This is a genomic window from Loktanella sp. DJP18, assembly GCF_049310965.1.
GTDB lineage: Bacteria > Pseudomonadota > Alphaproteobacteria > Rhodobacterales > Rhodobacteraceae > Loktanella.
In genome coordinates, this window is record NZ_JBMERN010000106.1 from 1 (window position 1) to 12,922 (window position 12,922).

A 12,922-nucleotide genomic window follows, 5' to 3' on the forward strand; every position below is an offset into this window, starting at 1 on the left:
GGTTTAAGTCTCACAGAGCAACGAAGCTGTGCGTCGCTGTGGTCAAACCGGATTGCGGTCTTTGCGCTTCAGGTTTTGGCTGATTAGCGGCTGTGTTTGAGGCGGTAGCTCTCGCCGTTCATTTCCAGGTTGTGGACACGGAGAAACGCGCGAAAGTTGGTGATGTCCTGAGGGGCGGCATATCATGGCGGTGTTCAGACGCCGTCAATTCTCTGCTGAGAAAAGGATCTGCCACATGTCAGAGACTACCATCACCCAACTGCCTGATCCAAAGGGTTTTACATCCGACCCGTTCACTAACGTCCTTCGCGATGGAGCGCGCAAGTTGATCGAACAGGCGATCCACGCGGAACTGGACGCGCTTATGAGCACCTTTTCCGGGGAGAGACTCGAAGATGGGCGCGCGCGCCTGGTCCGTCATGGTCACTTGCCCGAGCGCGAAGTGATGACCGGCATCGGACCGGTGCCGGTAAAGGTGCCGCGTGTGCGGGATCGGGGTGCAGGGGAAGACAAGATCACCTTCACGCCCAGCATCCTGCCGAGGTATCTGCGCAAGGCGAAATCAGTCGAAGAGCTGCTGCCGTGGCTTTACCTCAAGGGTGTGTCCACGGGTGATTTCACCGAGGCGCTGGGGGCGCTGCTGGGCCCGAATGCCAAGGGCCTGTCCGCCAAGACCGTCACCCGACTGAAGGCCGACTGGTGGAAAGACTATGAGGCTTGGGAGAAACGAGACCTCGGCTCGCGGCGGTTCCTCTATATCTGGGCGGATGGCGTCTATTTCAAACCGAGAATGGCTGAGGAAAAACAATGCGTTCTGGTGATCGTGGGTGCCGACGAATATGGTCGCAAGGAACTGCTGGCCATGACCGACGGCTTCCGCGAAAGCACCCAAAGCTGGCGCGAGCTGCTGCTCGATCTCAAACGTCGCGGCCTGAAACAGGACCCGAAACTGGCCATCGGTGATGGCGCACTTGGGTTCTGGACCGCGCTGCGCGAGGTATTCGCCACGACGCGGGAACAACGGTGCTGGGTGCACAAGACGATGAACGTGCTGAACGCGATGCCGACATCTGTGCAAGCAAAAGCCAAGGGCCATCTGCACGACATCTGGCAAGCCGAGACAAAAGCCAAAGCGAACGCCGCCTTCGATTTCTTCGTCGAAACCTACGGTGTGAAATGGGACAAGGCTGTCGCCAAGCTGGTCAAGGACAGGGACGCGCTTCTGACCTTCTACGACTTCCCGGCCGAACACTGGAAGCACATCCGGACGTCAAACCCCATCGAAAGCACCTTCGCCACCGTCCGGCATCGCACAAAACGCACCAAAGGGTGCCTCAGCCGCAAGACCGGACTGGCCATGGCCCACAAGCTGATGATGTCCGCCCAGAAGAAATGGCGAAAACTCGACGGCCAAAATCGCCTGCCCGAGATCATCCAAGGGGTTGAGTTCCGCGACGGGCTTCGCCACGTTCAAGCCGCCGCCTGATCAAGCGTCACCAACTTTTGCCCATATCTCGTGGACACGATGGGTTAGGCGGTCGAGAAGAGCACCTGTAAGGCGCTCGGAGCCAACGGCGCTGGTCTTGCAGCGCCTCAGCCGTCTGCAGATCGGCCACGGACGGCTGGGTTCGAAACACGCCGAGGTTCTGGCGGCCTGCCTGCCATTGCGAACGCCTTGTCTGAGGGGACTGTCCTGCCTGCAGTCAAACTCTTGGTGCCTAAATATCATATAAAACCCAAGCACCGCGTAATCCCCGCGAAGAGGGTGAACAAGTCCCGGCCGCGCTCAACCGTGTGGCTTTGAAACCGGTCGAGACTCCGGCAGAGCCTCTGCATGAAGCAGAAATCCGGGACATCCCGGCTTTGATTTGGCGAAGGTGTTTTGAGGCGACACCAAGTCGGTCCGTGTCGGACTGGCGTGGCTTTGCAGGCTACCGCACAAAATCAGATGTCGGTAGAAACACGTTTGCAGTGGGGGACAGGAGCGGCAAAGCCGCTCCTGTCTATAGACAATCATCGCCTCGCGACGTCGCCGATAGTGGCGTTACCTGTCACCCTGTGATTAAAGCAAATCGCCGCTGTATTTACTCATCGCATCTTCACTATTGATACAGAAACGCAACCTCCATTAATACTCTGCGCCCTGGCCCAAAATTTTTACTGCGAAAATCGCAAAAATCATCTCGATGGCGATGAAGAAAGGCATCGGAATTCAAAAAACCGGGCATGCCGAGATGCGATACGCCCTTCAGCGCCCACTCATGTTTTTTGTGAGATTTTTCGCGATAGCTTAATCCGCACTCAAGATCATTTGTTAAGCGAAGTGCAATGTCATGCGGATTGTCTGTTTTAAGAAACAACGCAGTTTCATGCGGCGTGATGCCTAAATCACTCTTGAATATTTTGGAAATACAGCTGTTCCAACCTGTTGCATTGTGAAGAAAATAAGGCCCCTTATAGCCGTCCATTTCCGTGAATCTGTCCAATCGCTCGGACAAAAATCCGACCGGCTCAATAAATTCATCTTCCTTGAGGTAACCTTGCGAAGAATCATCTTTAAAAGCTTCATAAGCCATTTCAATTAGCTCTTCGCAGTTTTCAATCTCTTCACCAAAATTAAAATCATTCTCGTCGAGCATTATGAGCTTGCTTACGTATGGTTGACCCATTTTATTAGTTCCGTTTTATCTTGGCGATCTGACCATCAGCCCGCTTCTGAATATTACCTGGGGCCGTCTGAAAAATATAAAAACCAGATTTTGGAGTTTTTTGTAAAAATGCTGTCGTTGCTCTGATCGAGATGCGAAATTTACAAAATGTTCCGCGATGTGGGATCCGCACAACCAGGGCTATCGCGTTTGGAAATTTGAGCGCGAAGAGGGCGAACGGAGCGTGAACTTTTGGGCTCTCTCGCTGCGTTCGTGGTCAGTTTTCGATGATTTTCGACCTCTACGTGACGAGACATACCCAAACGCGATTCCCCTGTCCGCACAACGAAAGGTCGGATTTCTTTCCGATTATGACGAAGAACTGTGAAGATAAAAATGTTATTACGAAATGCAGGGCATTGGGCGATCAAAGTGTCCAGTCTGTTCGTGCGTTTGCTATGCCGCACAGACAGACTGGAAGCTTGGATCACACAGGCTCCAGGACGGTGCGGCGATACTTTTTCTTAAAAAAAAAGGAGCTGTCGCATGGACGACCAGCAATCCCCATCATTGCCATGGCAACAAGATGTTAAGGCTAACGATATTGTCGCTTTTAGGTTTCCACATGAACGTGAAAGTACCGAACAGCCCAAGGTGCGCCCAACGCTCGTTCTTGATGTTCTGACAATTGGCGACGAACGATACGCCTTGCTCGCATTTGGGACATCGAGCCGCCGCCGCCGGGCGCGCGCTCTGCTCGTGCATGTTGACTGTGCAAAAGAGTTAGACACTGCTTCGCTCAAAGCGCCAACGCTGTTTGATGGCGCGCGCCGTATTTTGGTTGCGTTGTCACATTCCGGGTTCTCGTACGGTCAGACATATAACACCCCCATTTTAGGTCAACTCAGCGGACGATCCGCTCGTTACGGAGATGCTGTGCGCCGATCCGTCCTGCAAATGTCGAGCGCACGGCGGTCTTCTCTCTACGGCAGGCGGCCGCCAAGATAAATCCGAAACACTGACACTGATGTTCATTGCACTCAGACAATAAAAACTTAGGAAAAACTCTGGCATCTTTGCTGCTCATGTCGTGATGCGGCGATACGCAAATCCAATGCAAAGCGGCGGGACTATCGGACATCCCTCCATAGAATTTGAAAACTTCAAAGCTCAAATTTGGAATCGCCGAATTTTTTCCCTTGTTCCTTCGTGTCATGAACACGGAGGACCCACCATGGACGTAAAGCCGAACCAAGTGTCCATTGCGGTGTCTCCGACGCCTTTCTGGGACCGCGCCGATTTAATCCGGCGCTGGCAGCACGGCAGCGATGCCTTCTTTTGGCGCCAGGAGCGGGCCGGCCGATTGCTGCCGGTCCATTACAATGGGCTGCTGCGCTACCGCATGGAGGACGTGCTGCGCTTTGAGGGCGGTCAGCCATCTGACGACATGGCCGCGGCCTATGCGGTCGATTTGATGCACCCGGATCAGGTCGCCGACGTCTGCAAATGCACTCCAAGCTACATCATTAATAGCGCCAAGGCAGACGATTTGCCGTGCCGCCGGATCGGTCGCGCTTGGCGCTTCGTCCCCGCAGAGGTCGCGCGCTGGCAACAAGACAAGTGGGTTGCCCGCGCACGCCGGATGAACGCCAAACCTTCAAAAAACCAAAGGATTTTGTCCGATGAATGACACGGGGGGCGAAGTTTATGGCCCAAACTTCGCCCCCCGTTCCGTTCATCTACCTGTGGATGAACGCTCCGGGCACCGAATGAATACTCAAAAAAGGGAATGAAAGATGACACTGCAGACACCCATCAAACTGGCCACCTTGCGCGACGTGCAGCTCCTGCTGCCGGTGCTCTACTCGGAGGCCTCCACAAAGGTCTATAGCGCGGCGCTCACCAAGGTGACGCGGCTCACGGGCAAGCCCCTGTCGCATGTCCCCGCCGACGAAAACGCCTGGATCGAGATGTCCCGCAAGATCGTCTGGGCCGGTGCATTCGGGGGCGTGACCCCCGGTGCCCAGGAAGAGGCCTTCGAGACCTGGGTGAAAAAGATCGCCGCCGCGATCCGGCGCGCACAACTGCACATCGCGGCACCCGTGATCTCGGTGTCCGAGGATGCGGCCTGGGCGCGGCTGCAGGCCTATGCCGAGGAGGTCGAGAATACGCGCGATGCCGACGGACAGTTGCTGCTGCCCAACATGTTCTCAGTATCGATTGCGAACCTGCGGGCCCAGTGCCGCGACACCCATCCCGCACAACTCACCACGGAGGTAGCCACCCGGGCTCTCGAAGCCTGTCGGGCAGACAAGGCACCGACGCTGCGCCGGTCGATCACGGCCTACAACAAGCTGATACGTGCGCAGAACCGCCACCCGGCCATCGCCGATCTGCTGCCCAACATGCCGATCGGGGATCTGCCGGGCCTGCGGGACCGCCCACTCGACTGGTCACGGTTCAGCGCGGGCTTTCTCGGATCGCGGGATCGCGCGATCAAACTGGCGATCCGCAACGATGCACGCCAGACAGATCGCTTCGGCGGTGCGCTGGGGGCCGATCCCCTGGGCGGGCGATCGCGTGACCGGGCGCGGCGCAAGCGGCCGGTCCGCAATGTCGAAGCCGCGCGCAAGCGGCACCTCAACGCATTGAGCTGGCTGGTGCGGCATGCCTTCCCGGATCGCGACGAGGCTTACGGTATTGCCACGATCGAGGCGTTGGTCACGGCGGTGACGATCGAGCGTGCGACGGCGTGCTATGTCGCCCGTGCAAAGGCCTCGCCCGTGATGCTGGATGCGGACAAGACGGCGGGCGGGACCTCGATCCTGTCGGCGCTGGAAACCCTGGCCCGCCGCAATGACTGGGATGAAGATGTGATCTGGGCACTGGAGGACGCGCGGCTCGACCGCGTCGACAGCTACCAGGCGCGCGAGATGTCGGTCGAGCGGGAGGCCTTCGTGAAGCTCATCGAGCGCAACCCGGCGATTGCCCGCACCATCGTTTCGGGACCGCGTTTGTTGCAGGCGGAGGCCGAAGCGGCCTTTGCGATCTGGGACGATCTGGGGACGCGCGCGCGCGGCGAGGCGCTGCATCTGTCGATGGGTGCGGCCCTCATCGCCTTGCAACTGGCCCGCTCGGTGCGCAGCCGCAATCTCAACGGCATGTTTATCGATGGGCCGGACGCCGAGATCATCAGGCCATTGCGTGAGAGCCGCCCCTGGCTCGATATCCACCGTTCGCGGGTCAAAAACCGGCGGCCCATCGAAGGGGAAATCCCAGACCGGCAATGGCAGGTGATTGTGTCCTGGCTCGATGAAGGTCTGCCGCGGTGGTGTGCCGCCAAGGGCATCGACGTCGAGGTCAACCAACTGCTCGTGCCCGGGCCGACAGGCGTGCTGGGGCGTCAGAGTTTCAACAAAATCTGGAACCGATGTGTTGAAAGGCTCGGAGTGCCGGGCTTGCAGCCGCACATGATGCGGCACGTGGCGGCGACGCTCTGGCTCGCAGTCAATCCGGGCGACTACGCCACTGTCGCGGCGTTTCTCGGCGACGCCGTCGCCACGGTGGAAAAATTCTACGCGCGCGGCGAGGGCGCCGCCGCTGCCCGGCTTTTCGCTGATGTCATCGAAAACATCGACCCCACGCTCAACGCATTCCTCAAAAGGAGCCACACATGATGACCACCTCTGATGAACAAGCTGCGGCCGTTGCGGCGCGTGCCCCCGATATCCCGGCCGAAGTCATGGCCCGGATGCAGGCGCACCTGCGGGGTGCCCCGCTTCAGCGCGGCGTCGCCGCCGCGATGCAGGACTTCTATTCCCGCCTGGTGCAGGCCGGCTTGCCGCCCGATCTGGTCACGGAAGAGATCTATGCCGCCGTCGGGACATCGCGCTCACGGTTGCGCGCCTTGCTGACGGGGCTGCGGATGTTTGCGCCGGATGTCCCGCTCAACCCTGCCATTCCGGTCAAGCAGCGCTGGGACGCCTGGCTCAATGCACGCTACAACGCCAAGATCTCCAAGCCGGACACCTCTCGCCGTGTCGGTCTGGCACCGCCGGATTGGCCCGAAACATGGTCGGCGGCCTTGCCGGCCCTCGACAAGACGGTGCGGCCGTACGGCGCGCGCTTGCCGCGTCTGGCTCTCAAGACGCGAGATGCCGTGATCTCGGCTGTGGGATTGCTAGCAAAAAGCCGGGAGTGGGCGGCGACCCGCGCTGTAGACGTCGCACCCGTGCCTTGCGAAGATCTGTTCGAGGCATTTGTGCATTATCTCATTGAGGATCGCGATGTCTCGTTCCGAACAGCGGCAGACTACTGCGAGCGCTTACGCATGTTCTTTTTGCGCGCAGGGCTGCTCGATCATGCGAGTCTCGCAGCACTGGCCGACCTGACTGGCGCGCTCGCGGAGGAGGCCACGGACAAAGATCCTGGAAAATGGGCCAAACTGCGTGACTTTCGACAGCGCTTCGCCCTCCCCGACATACTGCACAAGGCCACCGAAGCCGCGCAACAGGCCGCCGCTCTGCCTGGGCACAGCACCGCCGCCCTGCGCCTGCGCCAGAAAGCCGTTGCCTATGCGCTGCTCGTCAACACCGGCGATCGCCAGGGTGACCTCCGGCGGTTGGTCATCGGGATCGATCTCGTCAGGGACAGTGACGGCAATTGGTGCCATGGCATACGTCAATCCAAGACGGATCATAACAAAGCCATCGGAGCGCTCTGGCCGGGTAGCTCCACCCTCATCGACGCGCATCTGCTTGGCGACAGGCCTGCCTGGATGATCACCCGCCGCGTCGCGGAACTGCAGGGCGCAAACCTGCTGACATTGGGTGAGGATGTGCTCAACGCAGACTTCATCAACCGGCGCCTCAAGGAGGACTTCGGCATCCACGGTCACTTGGTCCGGACCCTGCTGACGGATCTCGTGCGACGTGAGCGGCCCGATGCTCGCTGGGCGGCGCAGCACATGCTCGGACACACGGACCGCTGGATGCAGGACACCTACCGCAGCGACTTCGCCGAAAGCGGCGCGGTCAAAGCCATGGATGAGTGTGTCGCAGCTGTCGAGGCAGGTGGAGAATGACCGGCAAAAGGGAGTTGGACATGCGAGGCAGACAGCCGCATCCGCGAGGCACCCGCGATTAGCAGGCGGAACGATGCTCTTTGCTGCGAAACTTCGACCCACACTTCCCAGGTGACGTGACGTTTTCGCACCTCAGATCTCCAGTAATGGCTCTATATTTCAGTATGTTATTCCGGCTGAAGATGGCGGATTATGGATCACCCAGAGGGTGAACGCGAAACGGGTGATGGGCAGCTTGGTTTTGACCGCCGGGTGCGGCTGGAGTTTCGAGGCACGCAGCTCAGTTCCAACGGCGGTCTTCTGGTGATGCGCGTGGCCGAAAGACTGGCAGCACAGATCGACCAGCTTCCACCCAAAAAAGTGGATGAACTCAAACAGAAGGAGGCGATCTCTGAATTGGCTCTGCAGTTCAACAAAATGCTCGGTAAGGGCTACACGATTGAATACGCCTACGAGGCCCGGCTCGACCCCGCCCACTACGGGTTGCACTCCCTGCGCCGGACCTTCCCGACCTACATCCACCAGCAGACCGGCAACCTGCGGGCCGCCCAGTTGCTGCTGGGCCACGTCAGTATCGAGAGCATGAAAGGCCGAACCGCGCCATCGCCGCCGTCTAAGCGCGCAGCAAGGATTACAAGACGACCAAAGAAATGAACCGACCGGTAAACTCCGTGTGTGGTAAGCGCAACGCCAACCACCTCCTGCCATTGCTGACCTGATCCGGCCATTCTGCGCACAAACGTGCGGTGGAGGTCTTGGATTTGGAAAGAGACGGCAAAATGGACGTCCATTTGGACGGCTCAAGGGGTGTTGGGGTTTCCCGGCTCGAGGTGATCGAGGGGCCCAGCGGGCGTCGGCGGCGGACGAAGGCTGAGCGGGCGCGGATCGCGGCGGAGAGCATGATGCCGGGTGTGAAGGTGGCTGATGTCGCGCGCAAGCACGGCACCACTCGCTGGCAGATATACGACTGGCGCAAGCGGATACGCAAAGGCAACCTGGTGCTGCCCGAGAGCGTGGCGGCCTTTCCGTTCTTCGCGGAACTGATGGTCAACGATGGGGCGGTGGATGCGGCGACGGCGCGTCCCGCATCCGATCTGGAGATTGTCGTGGGCGATGTCGTGATCCGGGCGGGGGCCGACGTCGATGAAAGCCATCTGACGCGGGCGATCCGCGCGGCGCGGGCCGCAACATCATGATGTTTGGTCAGGGCGGGCCCGTGAAGGTGTTCATGGCAACGCGGCCGGTGGACTTCCGCAAGGGGATCGACGGGCTGGCGCTGGCGGTTCAGGAGATGTTCGGGCTCGATCCGTTCTGCGGGGCGGTCTTCGTGTTCCGGTCGAAACGCGCGGACCGGATCAAACTGCTGATATGGGATCAGACCGGAATGGTGCTTGTTCACAAGCGGCTGGAAGGCGGCAAGTTCGTCTGGCCGCAGGTGCAGGACGGGGTGATGCGGATCTCCTCCGCCCAGATGGCGGCCCTGTTCGAAGGGCTGGATTGGCGGCTGGTCCGGCCGGAGCGCGCGCGACGCCCGCTGGTGGCGGGATGATCGCCAGGATGTGCCGGAAACTCCTGTTTTTTCTGGTCAGAACGGGTGTCTCATGATTCACTTTGGCTTATGGATGCCGCCGTTCTCGCCCGGGAAAACGCCCTTCTGAAAGCCCGCCTGACTGAGGTGGAGGCGGCGCTTGCGGAGTCGCAGGAGGCGAACCGTAGGCTGGAGGAAATCCTGCGCACGTCGCAGCGCGAGAAGTTCGGCAAGCGCTCCGAGAAGCTGTCGCCCGATCAGTTCAACCTGCCTCTGGAAGATGCCGAACTGGCCCAGGGTGTGCTTGCGGCCGCGCAGGAGAAGGCCGAGGCCGCGCTGCAACGGGCGCGCGGTGAGGAGCCCCGCAAGCCCAAGCGCAACCGTGGGCATCTGCCGTCGCATCTGCCCCGGGTCGAGCGCGTGATCGAGCCTGCCAGCACGCGCTGCCCCTGCGGCTGCGGCGAGATGGCGAAGATCGGCGAGGACGTGTCCGAACGGCTCGACGTGATCCCCGCGCAGTTCCGGGTGCTGGTCACACGGCGCCCCAAATACGCCTGCCGCCGCTGCTCGCAGGCCGTGGCGCAGGCGCATGCGCCCGAGCATGTCGTGCCCGGCGGGCTGCCCACGGAACTGTTCATCGCTTCGATCATCGTGTCCAAGTTCGGGGACCACCTGCCATTTTACCGCCAGGCCGAGATCTTCAAGCGGCAGGGGATCGATCTGGATCGAGGCACGCTCGGCAACTGGGTCGGCCGCGCGTGCTTCCACCTGATGCCCATCATCCATCACATGAAGGCTCATCTGCGCGGCGCTGACCGTATCTTCATGGATGAGACCCGCGCGCCAGTGCTGGACCCGGGCCGCAAGGCCACCAAGAGCGGCTACTTCTGGGCCGTCGTGTCCGACGACCGCGGTCATGGCGGTGTCGGCCCACCCATTGTTCTGTTCCACTACGCCCCTGGCCGGGGGAAAGAACATCCGCTGGAGTTCGTTGCTGGATACCGCGGCCGGTTCCTGCAATGCGACGCCTACCAGTCCTACAACGCGCTGACGGAGATCGCGCGCGACACCGGCCCGTGGCAGCTGGTCTATTGCTGGACCCATGTCCGCCGCCGCTTCGTGAAGCGCTTCGAGAGCGACCGCTCCCCCATCGCCGAGGAGATGCTGCGCCAGATCGCGCTGCTCTATCAGATCGAGAAGACCGTGCGGGGCAAGGATGCGAAGGTGCGGCTGGTCGCCCGGCGCGAACACTCAGCCCCGATCATCGCCGCGCTCAAGCCGTGGCTGGAAACGCAGCTGTCGCGCGTCCCACAGAAATCCCAGCTGGCCGAGGACATCCGCTATACCCTTGCGCACTGGCCCGGCCTGATCCGCTTCCTCGACGACGGCACCCTCGAGCTGGACACCAACCCCGTCGAAAATCAAATCAGACCGATTGCCCTGACGCGGAAAAATGCGCTCTTCGCAGGCAACGAGGTCGGCGCCGAGAACTGGGCCATGCTCGCCTCGCTGGTCGCCACCTGCAAGATGTCCAACGTGAACCCCGTCGACTACCTCGCCGACACCCTCCACGCGATCCTCGACGGCCATCCGCAGAGCGGCATCGAAGACCTTATGCCGTGGCGCTTCAGGCTGCCGTCAAGCCCCGCCGCGTAGGGTCACGCCGTGGCGCTTACCGTGTGTGAGGAACCTGGCTTGTATAATGGTCTCGTAAGACCGACCATTTGTTCAGGCTCACCCCGCAGAATTCCCATTTGGGCGCACCATCGACCGGTGACGCCGGGTAGATGTTTGCAACCTCGGACCTGGCGGCGAAACTGATCAGCGAGAATCTTGCAAAGGGAGAGACATCCATAGATGTAGGATGTTGCAATGCCTCCGGCCCGTTGGTTCTGGATTGGAATACCCGGGGCACAGCCACCCACGACAGGGCAGCGGCTCATGTCCGAAAGGTGCGCCATGCTCTCTTGTGGCGCGGTCGTCTGCCCTGCCTTCCAGCTGCGATCCACCAAGCTCTCTGCCACCCACGACCGCGTCCGGCCCGACGATAAGCAGCCGATTTAAGCGACATTTCCCTATAAGCATGAAAAAGCCCCGGAAGTTCCGGGGCTCTCAACTTCTGACGTTCAAAGCGCTAAACGATTAGGACGCCTTGCGCCTGCGGCGCGCCAGCAGGCCCAGTCCGCCTAAGCCAGCCAAAAGCAAAGGAAGGGACGCTGGTACAGGAACCGGAGAAACGGTAGCTGACGCCAAATAGAATTGTTGCGCGTCGCGCGTCAAACCATTCGCACTGACAGGATCGAACATAGCGTTATCAAAGGCGAAACTCGCGCTGAAAACACCGGTAAAAGATAGACCTTGCAGGCCACCAAACGTATAGCGACCAAAGGCCCCATCATTGATCCCAAATAGCAAAGTCCTCTCCAATTCGGTCGAAGAGTCACTAAAAGGGATATGACCGTCTTGCTGGAAAACAAGGCCGCTTAAGTTCATTGCAGTATTGAAGGCAATTGTCACTGCCTCTGAAAGGGTAACGTTGTCATCGCTCGCACCAGACGCACAACGATTGGTCGTACCGCCAATAGAAAAATCAGTGACTATTCCGCAAACACCCAGACCAGCATTGCCATGGTCGAAGTATGCGTAGTTGCTTCCGTTCGCCGAAAGCGTCACATCGACACCATCCAAAGTGACAACGGATCCATCGATAAAGCCACGTTCGTTGTTGTTCGCCGCGGAAATGAAATCCAGAGTCGCCGCTTGCGCCATCGGCGCAAAGCAAGTCAAGATCACAGCACTAAAAATAGATTTGAATTTCATAGCCAACTCCTGATTAAATTTGCCTCTTTTGATCCCATGGAGGGAAGCTGAAGTCCTAAAAACATCTTGACAAAAATAGTATCTCATACTGATGACACTTTGCCACCTCATTCCTGACATCTTTTCCAATCCGGTAGTAGGCTCACCCTATTTTTAGAAACAAAGCACATTTATGGTTGTGATTGTTTCCATTTCGGCATGAGTCATTGCCTAAATGTTGGATTTGTATTGATGGTCCACAGCACTTATTGAACAGTTTCGGTAGAGTGTCTGATTCGACTGCCTTACGGTGGCGTAAGGATACCACAACCGGCTTAAGTTGGGGAGTCGGTAAGCTTCTTAACCGGCATTCCCCAAGTGTCCTACCGCTTGACGTCAACCTTTCCTGATCTTGCCGCCAGATCAAGTGATTTGCCCTCCCAGCCTCGACTGCGGCCGTCAGAGCGCTCGAATGTTGGTGGATCGGACCGCGAATGCGCGTCACCTTGGTCATGCGGCCACGTTTTGCAGCACGACAGACAGAGCTGTCTTGCCGCTTTTGTTCGGCTTTCGCCAATTTCGAGGTCACGCGCATGACGGCGGCGCTCGCAATCGGTGAATGGCGGCAAGGATGGCCCTGACCATTGGGCCAGTCACCGCGACCTCGGCAAGTTGGAAGGTGATGGCGCGGGCGTGACCCACCACGCGGGCCCCGATCTTGATCAGCTTGAGCTGAAGGCTCGTCAGTGACCAGTTCGCCATAGCCTCGGGCAGCTCGATACAGCGCAAGAAGGTGGCTAGGTTGTAGGCCAAGGCGTGCAGTTGCAGCCGCACCTCGTTGTCGCCGAACCGCTTGCACGATAG

General features: G+C 59.3%; 12 protein-coding genes. 9 read left to right on the top strand and 3 right to left on the bottom strand.

What is annotated here, in order from left to right; translation table 11 throughout:
• The first annotated feature begins 235 nt into the window (after nucleotides 1-235).
• On the top strand, nucleotides 236-1,486 hold the full coding sequence (locus ACOI1H_RS19785; RefSeq protein ID WP_422439558.1) for an IS256 family transposase: 1,251 nt from the start codon (nucleotides 236-238) through the stop codon (nucleotides 1,484-1,486).
• A gap of 616 nt (nucleotides 1,487-2,102) precedes the next feature.
• Here the strand turns inward: ACOI1H_RS19785 and ACOI1H_RS19790 are convergent.
• Complete coding sequence (locus ACOI1H_RS19790; RefSeq protein WP_422439559.1) at nucleotides 2,103-2,639, bottom strand: hypothetical protein; 537 nt, start codon at nucleotides 2,637-2,639, stop codon at nucleotides 2,103-2,105.
• A 555-nt stretch (nucleotides 2,640-3,194) separates the two neighbouring features.
• Between ACOI1H_RS19790 and ACOI1H_RS19795 the strand changes: the two genes are divergently transcribed.
• From ACOI1H_RS19795 to tnpC, 8 genes are all read left to right on the top strand, one after another.
• Entirely contained in the window at nucleotides 3,195-3,656 is a 462-nt protein-coding gene (locus ACOI1H_RS19795) for a hypothetical protein (protein ID WP_422439561.1), read from the top strand.
• An 85-nt stretch (nucleotides 3,657-3,741) separates the two neighbouring features.
• Nucleotides 3,742-4,338, top strand: a complete 597-nt coding sequence (locus ACOI1H_RS19800) for a helix-turn-helix domain-containing protein (RefSeq protein ID WP_422439563.1) — start codon at nucleotides 3,742-3,744, stop codon at nucleotides 4,336-4,338.
• Nucleotides 4,339-4,444: 106 nt separating this feature from the next.
• On the top strand, nucleotides 4,445-6,325 hold the full coding sequence (locus tag ACOI1H_RS19805; protein ID WP_422439565.1) for a hypothetical protein: 1,881 nt from the start codon (nucleotides 4,445-4,447) through the stop codon (nucleotides 6,323-6,325).
• Nucleotides 6,322-7,731 (top strand): hypothetical protein, encoded by a 1,410-nt coding sequence (locus ACOI1H_RS19810; RefSeq protein WP_422439567.1) that lies wholly within the window; start codon nucleotides 6,322-6,324, stop codon nucleotides 7,729-7,731. Before ACOI1H_RS19805 ends, ACOI1H_RS19810 begins: the two co-directional genes overlap by 4 nt.
• Nucleotides 7,732-7,923: 192 nt before the next feature.
• Complete coding sequence (locus ACOI1H_RS19815; protein ID WP_422439578.1) at nucleotides 7,924-8,385, top strand: hypothetical protein; 462 nt, start codon at nucleotides 7,924-7,926, stop codon at nucleotides 8,383-8,385.
• A gap of 125 nt (nucleotides 8,386-8,510) precedes the next feature.
• Nucleotides 8,511-8,927 (top strand): transposase, encoded by a 417-nt coding sequence (locus ACOI1H_RS19820; RefSeq protein ID WP_422439569.1) that lies wholly within the window; start codon nucleotides 8,511-8,513, stop codon nucleotides 8,925-8,927.
• Between the two features lie 32 nt (nucleotides 8,928-8,959).
• On the top strand, nucleotides 8,960-9,280 hold the full coding sequence (gene tnpB / locus ACOI1H_RS19825) for an IS66 family insertion sequence element accessory protein TnpB (RefSeq protein ID WP_422439571.1): 321 nt from the start codon (nucleotides 8,960-8,962) through the stop codon (nucleotides 9,278-9,280).
• 69 nt (nucleotides 9,281-9,349) lie between these two features.
• On the top strand, nucleotides 9,350-10,915 hold the full coding sequence (gene tnpC, locus ACOI1H_RS19830; protein ID WP_422439572.1) for an IS66 family transposase: 1,566 nt from the start codon (nucleotides 9,350-9,352) through the stop codon (nucleotides 10,913-10,915).
• 486 nt (nucleotides 10,916-11,401) lie between these two features.
• Here tnpC and ACOI1H_RS19835 read toward each other — a convergent pair whose 3' ends face one another.
• Together ACOI1H_RS19835 and ACOI1H_RS19840 are read right to left on the bottom strand one after the other, a co-directional pair.
• On the bottom strand, nucleotides 11,402-12,079 hold the full coding sequence (locus ACOI1H_RS19835) for a VPLPA-CTERM sorting domain-containing protein (RefSeq protein ID WP_422439574.1): 678 nt from the start codon (nucleotides 12,077-12,079) through the stop codon (nucleotides 11,402-11,404).
• Between the two features lie 564 nt (nucleotides 12,080-12,643).
• On the bottom strand, nucleotides 12,644-12,922 hold a 279-nt coding region (locus ACOI1H_RS19840; protein ID WP_422439576.1), incomplete at its 5' end, for a transposase.